The organism is Methanobacterium sp. SMA-27 (assembly GCF_000744455.1).
Classification (GTDB): Archaea; Methanobacteriota; Methanobacteria; order Methanobacteriales; family Methanobacteriaceae; genus Methanobacterium_B.
In genome coordinates this window covers 1,741,009-1,758,805 of the sequence record NZ_JQLY01000001.1, presented here as the reverse complement: position 1 = coordinate 1,758,805, position 17,797 = coordinate 1,741,009, and the positions used below count along the sequence as shown (strand labels likewise).

Here is a 17,797-nt window from a genome sequence, read left to right as displayed (position 1 = left end):
GATATCATAGTAAAAAATATTAAATTCAAAAACCAAAGATTAATCTGATTTTAAAGGTTTAAGAATTATTACTAAATTAAAAAAATAAGAGGTGTTTTTTTGTTCGTTGCAAGTTTAGTTGGAGTATTCCGTTTTAAAGATCTACCAGAAAAATACGGGCCATTTGTACAGCATAAAGCTTTACTTGAGAAAAAAACCATTGATGATGAGGATCAAATAGCTATAGTGAATATAGCAGGTACAGAAAGTAATCATGTACTGTTTTTAGATTCATACAAGGATGTTAATGAAATAGTGGAAGAATTAAAGTTGGTGGATGCTGAATTAAATTACAACAGCAAAAAAATATTGGAAGGACATTTATGAGCGATTTACCTTTTGAACAGACATGGATGGTTTTGGTTGAACTTTTAAGCGACCTTCGAAAAAGGAATGTAGAAATAGATCCTGCTATTCCCAAAGATATTAGACTGGCTAAAACCACCATAAACTTCTATAAGGTTAATCCTGCTGATCCAGAGAGGTTGAATGAAGTTAAAAGGATAAATGACTTTTTAAATACGGCTCAAAGCAAGTTATTGGATTTAGCTGAAGATGAAGGTAAAGAATACGTTGATCAGTGGATAAAAAAACTCACAAAAGCCTCTCGCGGGGAAAAAATCTATGATCTACCTGATAAAAAGTCTGAATTTATAGTTGGTGCACCTCCAGGATTTTCTATGGTAAGGGTTACCTTCAAGATACCATTGGATGAGGAAAGGATACAAGATATAGCAGAATATCATAATGTGATTATAGAATTCTTAACAGACACAATAATTGCAATATATGGTGATAAACAAAACATTCAGGATAGTTTAAAGGAAATATCATCGTTTTTCGCAGAGCAGATAGAAAATGATTGATAATTCTTATTTCAAATTTATATTTAAATTATTTTTATAAAATTAAAACCATAACTAATAATTTGAATTAAACAATCATATAAATAGAAATTTATACACTTTTTTGGAGGACATCATCAATGAAAATCCTTGCAGTAAGCGATATTCATGGTAAATATATTAAGATCATTGATTACCTCAAGAAAAATACTGTTGACCTTATTATACTAACTGGGGATATTACAGATTTTGGCCCAAATGAACTAGCCGAAGAAATACTTAATGAAATAAGCTCTTTTGATATTCCAGTGTTAGCAATTCCTGGAAACTGTGATCCAATAAATCTTTATGGAAGTATAGACAACTCTAAAGCCATTAATATTCATGGTAAAAGTGTTACCATCAAAAATATAGGAATATGTGGGTTTGGAGGTTCTAATCCAACACCATTTAACACTCCATTAGAATTTGATGAAATTGAGATCTATGATAGTGCACGAAGGGTAATGGAAGAAATAAAAAATCATGAAGTAACTCTATTTGTTACACACGCCCCTCCATGGGGAACAAAAACAGATCTACTCCCATCAGGCAAACATGTAGGAAGTGAGAGTCTAAGGAAAATTATTGAAGAATTTCAGCCTTCAATAAATCTTTGCGGTCATATCCATGAGTCTATGGCAATTGATAAAATAGGAAAGACTAGTATTATTAATCCGGGTATGCTAAAAGAAGGGCATGCATGCATAATTAATATAGATGATTCTGACGACGATAATATAAAGGTTATTCCAGAAATTATTAATCTCAAATAACAAATTTTTTTATTCAATTAAAGACTAATTCAGAATATAAATAAACTATAATATCAATGGGCATATGTTTTAATTTGTATTTAAAATAATAGAAAATAATTTAAGCTATGCCTACATAAATTTATTGAGTTAAAATAGATTAGATGTTCTATTTTTGCCCCTTTAAGTTGAGGTGAGAAATTGAAAAAAGTAATGGTTGAAGGTGAAGTAGGTGGGAAAAAATATAGGGAACCCTTTTCAAAGGGAGTTCTTTCCAGGTCATTAACTAGGGCAGAGATGGATCCTGATAAAGCTTACACCTTCGCATCCCAGATTGAAGCTCATCTAATGGACGAAGGAGTAAAGGTAATAAATCTGGATGATCTGATCATGATTGTCCGTGAAAAACTAAAGGAAGAAGAGGGCGAGATTGCAGAGAAATATGGACTTTGGAAGAGGATTCGAAAATGTGATGAACCTCTTATTGTACTGATTGGAGGCGCATCTGGTGTTGGAACTTCTTCAATTGCATTTGAAGTGGCCAACAGGCTGGGCATCAGAAATATGATCAGTACTGATATGATCCGTGAGGTAATGCGTAAAATCGTTTCAAAAGAGCTTCTTCCAACCATATACGAGTCTAGTTATACTGCTTACCGTTCACTAAGAATACCTCCACCACCAGAATTTGATGAAGTTTTGATCGGATTCCGTGACCATGTTGACACTGTGAGTATTGGAGTTGAAGCTGTTATAGAAAGGGCCCTAAAGGAAGGTATCAGCATAGTTATTGAAGGAGTACATATAGTTCCGGGGTTTATTAGTGAGGATTTAGTTAGTAAACACAATGTAAACATGTTTGTATTGACTCTTCAGGATGAAGAGGTTCATAAAGGAAGATTTTATTCTAGATGCAGACAACAATGGGCTAGAAGGCCTCTTAAACGTTATATGAACTCTTTTGGAGCTATACGGCGAACACATAAATATTTTGAAAGCCAGGCAAATAAGTATCATATTCCAGTTATTGAGAATATCGATGTTACAACTACAATAGACACCATTATAGAGAGTATTACTAAGACATACGGAAGTGAAGAAGATGTTAAAAAAATTAAAAGTTAAAGACGTGATGAGCACTAAAGTTATCAGTGTTCCCCCAAACGAAGATGTTGTATTTGCCTTTGAAAAGTTAATGAAACATAAAATTAGTTCTCTCCCTGTTGTTGATGGAGATGAACTTGTTGGTATTGTAACAGCAACTGATCTGGGACACAATCTAATACTGGATAAATATGAAATTGGAACGATTGTTGAAAAGGTTATGGTAAAAGATGTTGTAAGTGTAAATCTAGATGATGATCTTTTAACAACTGTAAGAAAAATGAATGAATTTGGATCAGAAGAAGATATTATAAACCAGCTAGTTGTTATCGACAACAATCATAATATTGTTGGAATAATATCCGATGGTGATATTATTAGGGCAATTAAAATTTAATTCCTTTAAATCCAATTATTTCAAAAAAAATAAAGATAGTTGGATGATTTACATCCAAGGTAAAATATTTTTTTTTATCTGTGAGGTGTTACACGAGGTTTAAAAGATTCGCAGATACTGGGATATTTTTTATTTAGCTCTTGATCGAGTTTTTCAATGATTTCATCTTCAATTTCAATGTTGTGTACAGTGTTTACAGATAAAATATTCTCATCAATTTCTGTAGTTATATATTCATTTCCCATTGATATTTCAAATTTTACATGTTTATTTTCATCCATTGATTCCAGAATATCCTCAATAATTGCATTTGTTAATTTAAGGAGTTTAGGATCTTCTGGAGTATAGGTGTTCTCCTCTGTTACTATTTTCTTTAATAAAAATGGCGCACATCCTTCTGTTCTCGCAGCTTTTCTATTGATCCAAAACAATATTGTCATAAGTTTCTTTCTGGAGTCCAATGCACTTTCAAATTCTAAATTTTTCATTTTTATACCTCCTATACTAAAGGCAATTTTTTTTATTGTTTAATTTCTGAACCTAATTTAACACCCAATTCATAACACTCCTCTAATTCTTCCTCTGTAGGTACATACTTAACCTTAATCTGTTCGAATATTTCAAATCCACATTTTTCAAGTTCTTCTGCAAGTATCTTTGGTGCTTCCCCACTCCAACCCATAGATCCAAAGGTTACTGCTTTTCGTTTGATACCTGTTTTAGCAAAGTTCAAACCTCTTAAATAGAAGATTATATCCCCCATACTTGGGAACACTTGGTTGAACATGGTTGGTGCACCAAATGAAACTGCTTTACTTTCCAATATATCCTTTACAATGTTGCTACGTTCATCTGTATGTAGGAAGTGCATTGCAACATCAACATCCTGACTAATAATCCCTTCTGCTAGTGCCTGTGCCATTAATTTTGTTGAACCATGCATTGTATCGTAAACAATTGTTACTTTATCCTCACATTTTCCTGTGGCCCATCCGGTATATGCATTTATTATCTTCATTGGGTCTGTCCAGATCTGGCCATGTGATGGTGCAATCATGTTTATTTTATTTAACAATTCTAAGCTCGTGACTTGTTTGAATTTATTTAGTATAAGTCCAGATAATGGTGTTAGTAAGTTGGCATAAAACTTGGCTGCAGCATCCATAAGCACATTTTCAGAAATATCTGTGTCATAACGTTCATTGAAGCAGAGGTGCTGACCAAATGCATCATTTGAAAATAGTATTCCATCCTCTAAAAGAAGACTAAACATACTGTCAGGCCAGTGAAGCATCTGTGCCTCAAGGAATATAAATTGTTTACCCCCCAGATCCAAGCTTTCCCCTGTTTTAACTACCCTGAAATCCACACTTTCAAGGGAAGGATAATGAATCTTCAAACCACTAACAGCCGCTGCAGTACAATAAACAGGTGCTTCAGGGAATTTCTTGTGTATTTCTGTTAACGCACCGCTGTGATCCATCTCAATATGATTTTGTATTATCAGATCCAGTTTGAATTCCCTATTTTCCTTTTCAAACGCATCTTTAATTCTGCCCCATAACTGCGCTGAACTTCCGGGATACGTATTATCTATAAGTGCTACTTTATCCCCAAAAACTAGATACGCATTGTATGTAGTTCCATTAAGCGTATACCCATGATAATTTCGTAAATCCCAGTCTAAAACTCCAACCCAGTAAACACCATCTGTTATTTTTATTGCATCTGCTTTCATAATTTTTTTCCTCCAAAATAGAAGACTAATTCTATTATTATTTAAGATTTGATTCTATATATTTTTTTGGAAAAGAATTCTTTGAATTTGTAATGAAGGATTTATATCATTTAAATTCAATAAAATAGATTGAATATTAATAATTAACTATCTTTTGGCTATTTTATTTAAAATTATGAAATTATTATAAACTCAATTTTTAAGTATTTACCTAGATAATTGCATTTATTATTAAGTATAGCGATGCAGATATTCCAATACATGCAGGAATTGTAATTATCCATGTAGATGCAATATGTTTTATAACATCTAATTTTACTGTTGATGTACCTCTTGCCATACCAACACCTATTACTGAACCAACAAGAGTTTGTGTAGGTGATATGGGAATTCCAAGCGATGCAAAGAGTATTGTAATTGAACCCGCTGAAATTTGAGCTGAAAAACCTCTAGTGGGAACTAATTCGGTTATCCTTCTTCCAATTGTGTCTGTTATTCTATTACCTGCTATTAATATTCCTAAAACAAGTGCAAAGGCACCTAATAACTTAATTGAGAAACCTATTGTTGAACCAACAGTTACGTATAAAACTCCTGTTGCTGCAGCTATATCTATTGCACCTACTCCTAAAGCAGCAAAAGATGAACTCCCAATTTGGAAATAAGAAAATATTTTCTCTGCACGGTCTTTAGCACCTATATTATTTTTGACCTTGTTGAGGAATCCCAATTTTAAGAAATAATAAACCAGAAATCCTGATGCCAGTCCAATCAACGGAGAAATAACCCAGCTTGCCATAATATATCCGACTGTAGTCCATTCAAGATGATTTATGCCTGCATATACAATACCATATCCTAAGACAGAACTCACAATAGCATCTGAACCCGATATCGGTATTTTTTTAATGAGGGTAATTGTAATCCATATACCCGCTGACATGGTTATTATAAATGCACCCAAACCGGTCATAAATTCAAGTGGTACTATTCCACTTCCAACGGTTTTAATAACACTACTTCCAAGGAATATTGCACCTAAAAATTCAAATAGGGCACCTATTAATAGGGCTTTACGCATGGTAAGAGCTCCACTACCTACTACGGTGCCCATAGAATTTCCAATATCGTTGGCAGCTATGTTGAATGCCATGTACATAGCAGTTATTACACCAATAATCAACAGCCATTCCATGATTATATTTTTGTAGATACGGGAATAAAAATATTCTCAAATAATCAGTTTAAAATAAGTTTATGTAATTTAGAATTTTTTTTAAATGATCGCAAGGTTCAAATACTAATAAATATAAAATTAAAGTGGGCTAGACCGGAGGGTTAGGGGTCCTTTGTTAGCGCATATCCCCTTATGGCGCGGTCGAAGTTCAAGAGGCGGCATATCAAACGGGTTTTGGCCCTTGAATTTGATGTCGAAACTTCGTCCTGCAGGATCAGTGGTAGCAGGATTTGGGCTGTAGGGCCTGAATTAACTGTTTTAACAATGGGAACGGGTCAGGTCTGGAAAGAAGCATCTCTACTGTGGACAGCTGATGCTTGTGGAGCAACGGGGTGGAGTCAAGTTTTTGGATCACCAATGCTCGCGAGGTTTGTCCACTCTTGAACGTGCCCACCTTATATTAATGGTTAGATCATGGAAAAATTCCAAAAGCTTTTAAACCATGATTGATAAATGTTTCCAATACGTGTTTTATTGATTTAGAGCACTATCTCAAATAATTGATCAAAGTTTCTCTTTGAATAAAAATCAAATTTTGTCGGGGTGGCCCAGCCTGGTACGGCGGTGGACTGCTAATCCACTGATCCTTTGGATCACCCGGGTTCAAATCCCGGCCCCGGCGCTTCATATAATCTAGGTGGGGATATTGAAGGTTAAAACCATTAATGGAAAAATATTTCCGACTAATCCATTTGACTTTTCTAAATCAATGAATTTTATTAATATGTTTGCTCCTACTGGGGGTGAACAATCAACTAATGATTTTTCTCTTACCCAAGCTGTTTATATTGAAGATCAAACCATTGCATTCCGAGTTGAGGATGAAGGAACAGTTGAAAAACCGATTTTAAATTATACTCTTTTTGCATATAAAAACATAAGTGAATCTGTAAAAACTGAACTTATTGATAGAGTGAACTACCCCTCCCATTTGGAATGGGCTTCTTCCTTCATTGAATCCACTTTTGTGGGTTTCTCAGAGAAGCTTTAAATTCCGTAGTTCCTACGGTACTGATTAAATTTTGCTTATCCAAAGCAAAATCACGTATATTAACTGCTGCATTGACATCACGATCATGTCTTTTTTCACAATTTGGACAAATCCATTCACGATGATGTAATTTTAAATTACAGTTAGGGTATCCGCAATTGCTGCATATTTTACTTGATGGTTCAAACTGTCCTATTTGGTGTAATGTTTTACCATACCATTCAGTTTTATATTTTAATTTATCTATGAATCCTGCCCAGCCAACATCACTTATACTTTGTGCGAGGTTATGGTTTCGTAGCATGCCTTTAATATTTAATTTCTCTATTGCTATTGCTAGGTTTTCACATACAATAGATTTACTAAGTTTATGCTGGAAATCCTCACGTATGTTTCGTATTCGTTCATGAATCTTTGATACTTTGATTCGTTGTTTGTTAAGATTATTTGAACCTTTCTGTTTACGTGATAACTTCCGTTGTTCACGTTTAAGTTTACGAAGTTTTGTTTTAAGAGGACGTGGATTATTAACCTTAACACCGTTACTTGTAATTAAGAAGTGGGTTAAACCCATATCCAATCCTACGGTGGTTTTCTGATTGAATTTTACCTTTTCAGGTAATGATTGTTCATCATCAATTAGAATACTGATATAATATTTACCAGTATTTGTCTTAGAGATCGTTGCTGTTTGCGTTTTACCTTTGAATTGTCTATGTAATTTTGTTTTCACCCATCCTATCTTAGGAAGGTATATTTCATTGTTATTGAAATCAACTTTATAATTCTGTGGTACATTGAATGATTGTACCCTATTTTTCTTTGATTTAAAATGTGGGAATCCTTTTTTCTCTCTATAAAACCTTGCGAATGCATTATCAAGGTTAAGGGTAGCTCCTTGTAATGATTGACTGTTAATTTCTTTGAGCCATACTTCACTTTGTTTGAGTAATGTTATTTCTTTGTTAAGAGCGAAACGGGATATTGATTTACCCGTTTCATAATATGTTCGAACTTTATATTCTAATCCCCAATTATACACGTATCGACATCCTCCAAAATGTTTGTTAACCATTTCTTCTTGGTTTTTAGTCGGATACATTCGATATCTATATGCTCTTAACATAATATTATTTATTGCTAAATTATTATTAACATGTTGTGGTTGAATTCATCCCCACCCTCACAGATGGGGTATTCTCCAACATTAGGATAAAAAATTTGGGTGTAGAAAAATTAACTACAATATTGAACAACCGTAAAAAATCAGAGTATTTAATGAATGTTTCTGATTCATTCGCAAATATTGAAGAGGATTTTTTACGTTATGCACCATTAGAAGAAGTTAAAAATTGGTTGCTTAATATAAAGGGTATTGGTGAATATTCTGCTCATCTAGAACTTATAAGGGGCTTAGGAATAATGGATGATATTTCTCAAAAAGATATGATGCTAATAAAATGTGCAAAGAATTATTATGGATCTGATGTTATTAATGAGAATTTAAATGAAATTGCAGAAGGTTATGGGGATTATAAAGGTTATTGGACTTATTATCTTCGAAGTGATTGTTCAAATCAATGGATGAATCGAAAATAAATATTTCCAATTAATTTTTTTTACATTTTTAGTTCTAACATTTTAATAGAATTTCCTAGCCTCTTTATTCCTTCTTCAATTTTTTTCACATCTGAATTAGAGAAATTAAGTCTTAAAGTGTTTAACTCAGGATCATCCGAATAAAATGCTTCTCCTGGAACAAATGCAACATTTTCATCTAATGCAATTTCAAATAATTCCATTGAAGACATTCCATCATGTAGGGTAACCCATAAAAACATTCCACCTTCGGGTCTAGTGTACTTCACATCAGAGGGGAAGTACTTCTTAATCATGGTTATCATACAATCTCTTTGTATTTTATACATCTTTCTAATATTATTGAGATGTTTTTCAACATCATTATCAGTTAGGTATCGATGAACAATCATTTGGGATAAAAAATTAGAGTGAAGATCAGATGCCTGTTTTGCAGTTACTAAATTATTCATAATTTCATTATCTGCAACTATCCATCCAAGTCTCATACCTGGTGAAACAATTTTTGAAAATGAACCTAGAAGAATTGATCTTTTAAGGTATTTCTTAACTGGAGGTAGATCATCTCCCATGAACCTTATTTCGCCGTATGGATTGTCTTCAACAAAAATAGTACGGTTTTTGTTGAATATTTTTCCGATTTCTTTCCTTTTTTCCAATGAATAAGTTATTCCAGTTGGATTCTGGAAGTTTGGAACAGAATAGAAAATTTTTGGATTAAAAGTTTCAACCATATTTTTAAGTATATTCAAATCTACACCATCATTTAATAGTGGTACCGAAACAAATTTGGGTTCATACAATCCAAATGCCTGTATTGCCGCTAAATATGTTGGTCTTTCAATTAGCACGGCATCGCCACGATTCAAAAATATTTTTCCAATAAGATCCAAACCCTGTTGAGAACCATTGGTTATAAGGATATTATCTGATGAAACATCCAAACCAGAAAGCTGGTATCTATTTGCAATATATTCTCGTAATGGTTTATATCCTTCAGTAGAACTATATTGGAGAGCTTTATTACTAGAATTAGAAAGAACAAATGCTGATGCCTCTGCAAGTTCGTTATGTGGGAATGATAGTGGGTTGGGAAGGCCTCCTGCAAACGAGATGATATCAGGGTTCTCAGTAACCTTCAAAATTTCTCTTACAAATGATCTAGGAACCTTAGACATTCTATCTGCAAATAAATTTTTCATTTGTTTATCTCCTGCTTTGATTATTTTTTAAACTTATAATGTGAATTTATAATATTGGAATTATTCAAAGTTAATTAGTTGCTTCCATATTTCTTAACATGTTCCCATGCCTTAGTGTATTTTGTTTCAGTTTTATCAGAATAAATTGACATGTCTTTTCTATTGAATTTTTTTCTATCATTTCCAACAGGACAAACTTTAATGCATATTCCGCAGGGTGATATGAATTTTTCCCTTAGTTTTTTACTCCTAGTTGCACAGTCTAATTTATCCATTGGTAATGGAAATTCTTTAGATTCTTTCCTTTCAGGAATTGCATTTACTGGGCACTGAGAAACACATCTTTGGCAGTGTTTACATAGATCTGTCCCTTTGATCTTATCCCCTTCTATTTTGGCTGTTGTGAATATTGATGTGAACCTGACACGCGGACCATACTCTTCTGTAAGGATAACATTGTTTTCACCAAATGAACCCATACCCGCTAGGAAAGCCGCATGTTTGTGGGAGAAAAAAGCCATGGGTTTTTTAAAAAGAACCTCAATATCACCATAACCATCCCTTGGCAGGTATATTGATGGATAACCAATTTTTGTTAGGAAATTTGAAATTTCATAGGCTTTAATATCTAATAATATATTCACTGTTTTGTAGAGTTCATGATAATAAATAGAAGGAGCTGTTTCAACTATGGGGAGTTGAATAGGAAGTCCAATAACAATTACTGTTTCCACATCAGGATATATGGATTTTGGCCAGAATTCTTTGGGTATCCATTCTTTAAAACTGTTTGGAAGTTCTTTGGGCGGATTGGACCAACGTTCAATAGGTGCAAATCCAACAAGTGGAATATCAAGTTCTTTACACTTATCAATAACTTTTTCTTTAATGGATTTACCCTTCATGAAAATCTAAAATTTATAATTTATTGATTCTAACCTGTCCATTGCATCTTCTAATTGGTTGTATGATGTTGCATAGGATAGCCTCACATGATCTTTTCCATGAGTACCAAATGCTTTGCCCTGAACCATTACAACACCTTTTTTCAGGCCAGCTTTAACAAATTCTTCTGGATTGTTAATTTTTGGAAAAATATAAAATGCTCCATGGGGTGATGAACATTCAATTCCCATTCCATTCAATCTATTAACAACCAGATCCCTTCTTCTTTTGAATTCAGATACCATTTCTGCAATATTATTCTGGGGGCCTTCAAGAGCAGCTAATGCTGCTTTCTGTACCATTGAACTTGCACAAGCAGTTGTATACTGATGAATCTTTAAAAGTTCTTCTGTTATTTCTGAATTGGCTGTAACATAACCTATTCTAAACCCTGTCATCGCATAAGACTTTGAAAATCCATTAATTGTAATAGCGTTTTCACAAAATTTGCCAGGACTATGGTGTACATTGTTGTAGATAATCTTTTCATAGACTTCATCAGAAATTAGATAAATGCCATTATCATCGGCAATTTCAGAAATTGCTTTAATATCCTCTTTTTCCATTACACTTCCAGTTGGATTTGAGGGGGAATTCAACATTATGGCCTTGGTTTTGTTTGTGATTCTTTCATTAACATCCTCTGCAGTCATTCGAAGATTATTTTCCATATTAGGTGTAATTCCTCTAGGTATGCCTCCAGCAAGACTTACACATGCATTGTATGACAGAAATCCAGGATCAGGTATTAGAACTTCATCTCCAGGGTTTACAAGTGCCTGCATACACATATAAATGGCTTCACTAGCACCTACAGTTACTAGCACAGATTTGGGAGAAGTGTTAATTCCATTATCAATTTTAAATTTGCGGGTTATTGCTTCTCTTAACTCCAATATCCCCATATTTGATGTGTAATGGGTGAAACCTTCTCTCATTGCATTTGAAGCAGCTTCTATTATATGTTTTGGGGTATTGAAGTCCGGTTCTCCAAGTCCAAGGTTTATTGAATCTTCACCGGCCATTTCGAACATCTTTCTTATTTCTGAAAGGTTTATTGATTGTACACGTTTTGAGGGTTCCATAACAATTACCATACCTATTTTTATTTGCACTTATATATATCGAATCTATGTCAGAGTTAAATAGATCATTGGGTCTATATGATGTTGTCAGTCTTGTAATAGGTACAATTGTTGGTGCAGACATATATATTGCAGCTTCATTTGGAGCAGGTTTACTTGGTCCATTTTCGGTTTTTGCTTGGGTAATAGCAGGAGTTATGGCTATAATAATAGCTTTATGCTTTGCCGAATGTTCCTCAAGAGTACCTCAGGTAGGAGGGCCCTATGCATATGCAAAAAGAGCATTTGGGGATTTCACAGGATTTTTAACAGGATGGTCTCTTTTAATAGCATCATGGAGTGCAATTGCAGTATTTCCACTTGCATTTGTTGCATATCTGAATTTCTTCATTCCACACATGTCGCAGACTCTGCAAATTATTATAAAATTCCTATTTGTTTTGTTTCTTACAATTATAAACTACTTTGGTGTTAGACAGGCAGGTAGAGCCAATGATATTTTAACTATTCTTAAAATAGCTCCTATACTTATTTTAACATTTGCTGGTTTAGCATATTTCATAATTAAACCATCATTACTAGTTGCCAACTTCACCCCCATAGCCCCTTTAGGGTTCAGTGGTCTTGGAAGTGCAATTGTACTAATATTCTGGGCATATGTTGGATTTGAATTGGTTACAGTTCCATCTGATGAGATAATAAATTCAAAAAGAACAATTCCTCTTGCAATAGGTATTGGAATGGGAGTAATTGCTCTCTTCTATATTCTTACAAATTTTGTTATTTTAGGTTTAGTTCCATGGTTTGAACTTTCCACATCAACAGCACCATTAGCATTAGCAGGTTATGCTCTTGTAGGTGCAATAGGTGCAGGTTTCCTAACTTTAGGAGCTCTTCTATCAATATCAGGTTCAGATGAGGCAGGAATATTATCTTCTGCAAGGATACCTTATGCAATGGCTGCTGATGGTCTGCTTCCACGGATCTTAGCCAAAGTTCATCCAAAATATGGTACACCATATATTGCTCTGATTGCACAGAGCATAGTAACATTAATTGCAGCAATATTTGGCACTATTGATAAACTAATTATTCTCTCAGTGTTTACATTATTATTCTGCTATCTTCTAACATGTATATCCGTATTTCCACTCAGAAAAAAATTCACAGAGGGTATTAAGCTCCCCTGGATAATTCCTGTACTGGGTGTTATTATCAGTATCTACATAATGACCCAGTGTGCACCCAGCCAGATAATTATTGGAAGCGCATTAATTATTCTAGGAATTCCTGTATATGTAATATTCGCCCCAAGAACAGAAATTAAAACGGCAAGAAGAGATTTAAGATTAGGTGAAGATTATGTGTCACAGACCATTGAGAGGGATGAAATATTCCTTGCAAAATTTATTAATCAAGTCAGAGAATTGATACATAGAACAAGAGATAGATTCAGCTAGATTGTTTGTTACATGCACCGCAGTTGTAACATCCAAATTCTTCGCACCAAGGTGTTAAATTATCATTTATAGCTTTTTTATACTCTTTTTTTAGGAAGTCATCTTTGATTCCTACATCCATATTTTTCCATGGAAGTTCTTCATTGATATCCCATTTATGAGATAGTTTTGACCAATCCCTAACTGAAACTTTTTCAGTCAATGATCTTTCCAACAAATCACCTAATTCAAGACTTCCCATTGATAAAATATATTGAATTAAAGCAGTTTTTGGGTTTTCAACCTTAAATGACCTTAAATTAATTTGTGAATCGATATATTTCATTTTACGTTTAATTTCATCTAAATTGAAGCCCTCCCACTGGAAGGGTGTATGTGGTTTGGGGATAAAAGGATTTATACTGACCCTTACCTGATTTTTTCTTTTTCCCATTTTGATCAATTCTTTAATATATTTGCCAAGGCATTCTATATCATTTTGATTTTCTGTTGGAAGCCCAAGCATGAAGTAGAGTTTTACATTAAGGTTATGTTTAAATGCTGTATTGATAGTATCCTTAATCATATCATCGGTTATTGATTTATTTGCTGCTTTTCTGACCTTCCATATAGATTCAGGTGCAATTGTAATGGTTTTAAGGCCACTTAACTTTAATATTTCAAGTAAATTATCTGTTATAGATTCAATCCTTAAAGAGGGTGTTGTTACTTGAAAACCTCTTTCATGCAATCCTTGACACAGTTCTTCCATTTTAGAATGATCTGAAACTGCAGCACCTATCAATGCAATTTTGTTAAGTCCTGTTGCATTTCCTCCCTTTTCCGCTATATTTAATAGCTCTTTAATTGGCATTTCTCTACGTGGTCTGTAGATACATCCTGCCATGCAAAATCTACAGCCCCTTGTACAACCTCGTGATACTTCCAAAAGAAATGCACGTCCAAAAGCAGGGATATATTCTTTTTCATCTGTTTCTGGTACTACTTGTCTAATAGGGTGACAAGCATCCATTAGATCTGGTACAGTTACCATTTTTACAGGATGATCAGGAAGATAAACTCCTTCTATTTCAAGAAAAGCATCTAAATTATCTTTTGGATTATCTAAATCGATATAAAGGTCAAGTAAATTATCTAAAATTACTTCGGCCTCACCAATAACAAAGAGATCAATGAATCTGCTCATAGGAAGAGGATTTGAACTTGCACAGGGGCCACCAGCAATTATAAGTGGATGTTTTGAGGTTCTATCCTCTTTTCGAAGGGGTATTCTACCTTGTTTCAACATTTTCAGTACATTGATATAGTCTTGCTCATATTGCAGTGAAAAACTTACAACATCAAAGTCTTTAAGTACAGTACTTGTTTCAAGACTTTTTGAATGGGGATAAACTACTCTCTCGCAATAAATATCTTCTCTAGAATTTAGGAAATCGTATATTATATGAAATCCTAAAGATGACATGGCGCTTCTGTAAAGATTGGGATAGCATGATGCAAATCTCAGGTCAACCTTTCTAATGTCCTTGATGATTGCATTGTGTTCAAGCAGCATAATTATATTATCTGACCTTTACATAATCAAGATATCTAAATGTTAAGGGTAACGAAATGAAGGAAAACTCATACAAAAAAGTGGCGGTAGGGGGAACATTTGACAAGTTCCACTATGGGCACAGACGGCTTATGGATATTGCATTTGAAATTGGGGATTATGTAGTAATAGGGGTTACATCAAACACATTTGGTGGAGTAAAGGGTAAAATTGAACCATGTAATATTCGTATGTCTAATCTCAGAGGTCTGCTTGAAAAGAAACACCAGAATTATGATATACAGGAATTAAACGATCCATATGGAACAACCATCTCAGATGAATCTATTGATGCCATAGTTGTAAGTGAAGAAACAGAACCAACAGCTTTTAAAATAAATAAAATAAGAAAAGAGAGAGGAATGAAACCTCTTGACATTGTGACAATTAGAATGGTATTAGCAGATGATGGAATACCCATATCCTCGACAAGGATAAGAAAAGGGGAAATAGATAAAATGGGAACCATAATTCGGGTTACCCGTGATAAATAAGGATAAGAGATGTTTAAATGAAAGTTATAGTCGGATCGATGAACCCTGTTAAACTTAATGCCACAAGAAATATTTTAAAAAAAATTTACAATAACATTGATGTTTCCGCAGTAAATGTAGACTCTGGAATATCTGATCAACCCTTTGGATTAAATGAAACCATAAAAGGAGCAATTAACCGGGCCAAAAACGCATTTTCTGATGAATATGATCTGAGTGTAGGTATAGAATCTGGATTAATGGAAACACCCAACTCCTTAACCGGTTATATAGATCTTCAGTGGTGTGCAATATTCGATGGGGATATATTAACTTTAGGAGTAAGTTCAGGATTTGAATATCCTCCCGAAGTTGTAAAAGAGGTACTAAATGGTGTTGAAGTTGGTGATGTTATGGATAAAATCACAGGTGTTGAAGAGCTTGGTCAAAAGAAGGGAGCTGTGAGCTATTTGTCTCATGACATGCTAAACAGAACTGAAAACACAGAACAATGTGTTTTAACTGCCATGATACCTAGAATGAATAAAGATATTTATTTTAATGATGAATAAATAATAGAAATTATAAATATAGTATCAGATATAACTTTAAAGAGCAATATTTACATGTTATGGGTTTAAATAATGAAGAGATTTACAAACCTTAAATCATTTGATATAAAAAGATTAAATAGATGGATCAATGGCAAAAATGGGCATTTAAAACCTAATTTAGTTTTTGCCACTGCATTATTAACATATATAATCTTATCAATTTTATTGTTTAACTACTATCAGTACATTATAACTTCAGATGGAGTATCTTACATTAGCATTGCGCAGGAGTATGCTTTTGGAGATTTTCCTGATGCTATAAATGGTTATTGGAGCCCCCTTTTTTCATGGTTATTATCACCGTTTTTACTTGTGGGAACAACTAAAATGTACCTTGTTCATTCAGGAAGAATATTGTCTTTAATTATAGGTTTTTTTACCCTAATTGGTGTTAAATTTCTTATCTCTAAGTTTATTATAAATGAAAATGTAAAAAATATTGCCATTTTTGCGATGGTTCCAATTGTATTGTACTTTGCATTATACCTAATTACACCTGATCTTCTGATTACATGTATTCTTCTTTTTTATTTTGGTCTGATATTTGACCCTAAATATTCTTTTAGATTGCGAAATGGTTTTGCATGTGGATTTTTAGGAGCATTAGCCTATTTCAGTAAGACATTTGCATTTGTTTTTTTTATCGTCCATTTTATAATATTCAATCTATTTTTCTACTTCAAAGCAGTAGATAATGAAAAGAAGAAGAAAGTAAAGAAAAATCTCATATTGGGTCTAACAGTTTTTTTAGCCCTGAGTGGAATTTGGATAGGCTTAATCACTGATAAATACGATAAATTTACTATTGGGACTTCTGGAACATATAACCAAGCATTTTTAGGTCCTGAATCAAATGGACACCCTATGAACGAGCTTATTGTACCTCCAAACAAAAATGCTGTTAGTGGATGGGAAGATCCATCCTACTTTAAAATAAAACCTTGGAATCCCCTGGGATCTGTGAAATCCATTATATTTGAATTGAATATTATCTGGAACAATATAATAAAAACTAGCATGAAATTTTTGAGTTTTTCAATTCTATCCTTATTAATATTATTAGTAGCCTTGATATTTGTTTTAAAATACAAAAAAGATGAAGACTCAAAAAGAAAGTTAATGTACTTGTTGATAACGATATTCATATATTCAGGAGGATACTGTTTAATTTTTGTAGATACAAGATACTTATGGATTATATCTATTTTAATATTCTTACTGGGAGTATATCTTTTTGAAGTACTCTATAAAAATGATTTAATTAAAAGCAAAATTAGAAACATACTGCTTTTACTTTTAATTCTATCATTCCTTATCATGCCTGTAACTGAATTAATTAATAATATTAATGTAGATGAAAATGTCCACAGTATCAGCTATAATTTGAAATATGATTACAATGTCCATGGTAACTTGGCTTCCAAGAATGAATGGGTATTATCACTTGTTTTAACCTATTATTTGGATGGTAAATATTATGGGCAAACAAGGAATGATAGTAATTTAAATGAGTTAGAAACTGAACTGAAGAATGATAATATTGATTACTACCTTGTATGGGGAAATTCCAACCAAACAGATCTACCATACAAAGAGATTACTGGTGGAAAGATTGCGGTATTAAAAGTTTATTCTTTAAAAAATAATATTTAAACTCAATCTTTCTATAAGTTTTGAAAA

The 17,797-nt window shown here is 33.3% G+C and carries 19 protein-coding genes, 1 tRNA gene and 1 other RNA gene; 13 read left to right on the top strand and 8 right to left on the bottom strand.

The window, feature by feature from the left end; translation table 11 throughout:
- The first annotated feature begins 99 nt into the window (after nucleotides 1-99).
- The 5 genes from DL91_RS08745 to DL91_RS08725 all read left to right on the top strand — a co-directional run bounded on the left by DL91_RS08745 (nucleotide 100) and on the right by DL91_RS08725 (nucleotide 3,179).
- Entirely contained in the window at nucleotides 100-366 is a 267-nt protein-coding gene (locus tag DL91_RS08745; RefSeq protein WP_048191121.1) for a DUF749 domain-containing protein, read from the top strand.
- Nucleotides 363-905: a DUF2096 domain-containing protein gene (locus DL91_RS08740; RefSeq protein ID WP_048191120.1), complete on the top strand. Its 543-nt coding sequence runs from the start codon at nucleotides 363-365 to the stop codon at nucleotides 903-905. The genes DL91_RS08745 and DL91_RS08740 overlap by 4 nt, the downstream gene beginning before the upstream one ends.
- A 119-nt stretch (nucleotides 906-1,024) precedes the next feature.
- Entirely contained in the window at nucleotides 1,025-1,699 is a 675-nt protein-coding gene (locus DL91_RS08735; protein ID WP_048191119.1) for a metallophosphoesterase, read from the top strand.
- A gap of 192 nt (nucleotides 1,700-1,891) precedes the next feature.
- The gene (locus tag DL91_RS08730; RefSeq protein WP_048192674.1) at nucleotides 1,892-2,803 is read left to right on the top strand and encodes a 2-phosphoglycerate kinase; all 912 of its coding nucleotides are present in this window, start codon (nucleotides 1,892-1,894) and stop codon (nucleotides 2,801-2,803) included.
- On the top strand, nucleotides 2,781-3,179 hold the full coding sequence (locus tag DL91_RS08725; protein ID WP_048191118.1) for a CBS domain-containing protein: 399 nt from the start codon (nucleotides 2,781-2,783) through the stop codon (nucleotides 3,177-3,179). Before DL91_RS08730 ends, DL91_RS08725 begins: the two co-directional genes overlap by 23 nt.
- Before the next feature lie 74 nt (nucleotides 3,180-3,253).
- Here the strand turns inward: DL91_RS08725 and DL91_RS08720 are convergent, their stop codons facing one another.
- The 3 genes from DL91_RS08720 to DL91_RS08710 form a co-directional block, all read right to left on the bottom strand.
- Nucleotides 3,254-3,667 (bottom strand): hypothetical protein, encoded by a 414-nt coding sequence (locus DL91_RS08720; protein WP_048191117.1) that lies wholly within the window; start codon nucleotides 3,665-3,667, stop codon nucleotides 3,254-3,256.
- Between the two features lie 32 nt (nucleotides 3,668-3,699).
- Nucleotides 3,700-4,917 (bottom strand): FprA family A-type flavoprotein, encoded by a 1,218-nt coding sequence (locus tag DL91_RS08715; protein WP_048191116.1) that lies wholly within the window; start codon nucleotides 4,915-4,917, stop codon nucleotides 3,700-3,702.
- A gap of 211 nt (nucleotides 4,918-5,128) precedes the next feature.
- Nucleotides 5,129-6,112: an inorganic phosphate transporter gene (locus tag DL91_RS08710; protein WP_048191115.1), complete on the bottom strand. Its 984-nt coding sequence runs from the start codon at nucleotides 6,110-6,112 to the stop codon at nucleotides 5,129-5,131.
- A gap of 123 nt (nucleotides 6,113-6,235) precedes the next feature.
- On the opposite strand from DL91_RS08710, the gene ffs reads away from it, so the two are divergent.
- From ffs to DL91_RS08695, 3 genes are all read left to right on the top strand, one after another.
- Nucleotides 6,236-6,550, top strand: an RNA gene (gene ffs / locus DL91_RS08705) — signal recognition particle sRNA.
- A gap of 141 nt (nucleotides 6,551-6,691) precedes the next feature.
- Nucleotides 6,692-6,776 (top strand) — tRNA-Ser (locus DL91_RS08700).
- Between the two features lie 24 nt (nucleotides 6,777-6,800).
- Nucleotides 6,801-7,145, top strand: coding sequence for a hypothetical protein (locus DL91_RS08695; protein ID WP_048191113.1), 345 nt, complete (start codon nucleotides 6,801-6,803; stop codon nucleotides 7,143-7,145).
- On the opposite strand, the gene tnpB is transcribed toward DL91_RS08695, so the two are convergent.
- Nucleotides 7,105-8,271 carry an IS200/IS605 family element RNA-guided endonuclease TnpB gene (tnpB, locus tag DL91_RS08690; protein WP_048191112.1) on the bottom strand — a complete coding sequence of 389 codons (1,167 nt, stop codon included), beginning with the start codon at nucleotides 8,269-8,271 and terminating at the stop codon, nucleotides 7,105-7,107. The two genes, DL91_RS08695 and tnpB, sit on opposite strands and share 41 nt — an antisense overlap.
- A gap of 95 nt (nucleotides 8,272-8,366) precedes the next feature.
- On the opposite strand from tnpB, the gene DL91_RS08685 reads away from it, so the two are divergent.
- A complete protein-coding gene (locus tag DL91_RS08685) occupies nucleotides 8,367-8,744 on the top strand; it encodes a hypothetical protein (RefSeq protein ID WP_048191111.1) in 378 nt (125 codons plus the stop codon).
- A gap of 20 nt (nucleotides 8,745-8,764) precedes the next feature.
- Here DL91_RS08685 and DL91_RS08680 read toward each other — a convergent pair whose 3' ends face one another.
- The 3 genes from DL91_RS08680 to DL91_RS08670 all read right to left on the bottom strand — a co-directional run bounded on the left by DL91_RS08680 (nucleotide 8,765) and on the right by DL91_RS08670 (nucleotide 11,988).
- Entirely contained in the window at nucleotides 8,765-9,946 is a 1,182-nt protein-coding gene (locus tag DL91_RS08680; RefSeq protein ID WP_048191110.1) for a PLP-dependent aminotransferase family protein, read from the bottom strand.
- Between the two features lie 74 nt (nucleotides 9,947-10,020).
- Nucleotides 10,021-10,851 (bottom strand): 4Fe-4S binding protein, encoded by an 831-nt coding sequence (locus tag DL91_RS08675; RefSeq protein WP_048191109.1) that lies wholly within the window; start codon nucleotides 10,849-10,851, stop codon nucleotides 10,021-10,023.
- Between the two features lie 6 nt (nucleotides 10,852-10,857).
- Nucleotides 10,858-11,988: a pyridoxal phosphate-dependent aminotransferase gene (locus tag DL91_RS08670; protein WP_048192672.1), complete on the bottom strand. Its 1,131-nt coding sequence runs from the start codon at nucleotides 11,986-11,988 to the stop codon at nucleotides 10,858-10,860.
- 35 nt (nucleotides 11,989-12,023) lie between these two features.
- Here DL91_RS08670 and DL91_RS08665 point away from each other — a divergent pair, with 35 nt between their 5' ends.
- Nucleotides 12,024-13,436: an amino acid permease gene (locus DL91_RS08665; RefSeq protein ID WP_048191108.1), complete on the top strand. Its 1,413-nt coding sequence runs from the start codon at nucleotides 12,024-12,026 to the stop codon at nucleotides 13,434-13,436.
- On the opposite strand, the gene DL91_RS08660 is transcribed toward DL91_RS08665, so the two are convergent.
- Nucleotides 13,429-14,991: a radical SAM protein gene (locus tag DL91_RS08660; RefSeq protein WP_048191107.1), complete on the bottom strand. Its 1,563-nt coding sequence runs from the start codon at nucleotides 14,989-14,991 to the stop codon at nucleotides 13,429-13,431. The genes DL91_RS08665 and DL91_RS08660 overlap by 8 nt on opposite strands.
- A 56-nt stretch (nucleotides 14,992-15,047) precedes the next feature.
- Between DL91_RS08660 and DL91_RS08655 the strand changes: the two genes are divergently transcribed.
- From DL91_RS08655 to DL91_RS08645, 3 genes are all read left to right on the top strand, one after another.
- On the top strand, nucleotides 15,048-15,524 hold the full coding sequence (locus DL91_RS08655; RefSeq protein ID WP_048191106.1) for a phosphopantetheine adenylyltransferase: 477 nt from the start codon (nucleotides 15,048-15,050) through the stop codon (nucleotides 15,522-15,524).
- A 17-nt stretch (nucleotides 15,525-15,541) separates the two neighbouring features.
- On the top strand, nucleotides 15,542-16,075 hold the full coding sequence (yjjX, locus tag DL91_RS08650) for an inosine/xanthosine triphosphatase (protein ID WP_048191105.1): 534 nt from the start codon (nucleotides 15,542-15,544) through the stop codon (nucleotides 16,073-16,075).
- 72 nt (nucleotides 16,076-16,147) lie between these two features.
- Entirely contained in the window at nucleotides 16,148-17,770 is a 1,623-nt protein-coding gene (locus tag DL91_RS08645; RefSeq protein WP_052374351.1) for a hypothetical protein, read from the top strand.
- Nucleotides 17,771-17,797: the final 27 nt, after the last annotated feature.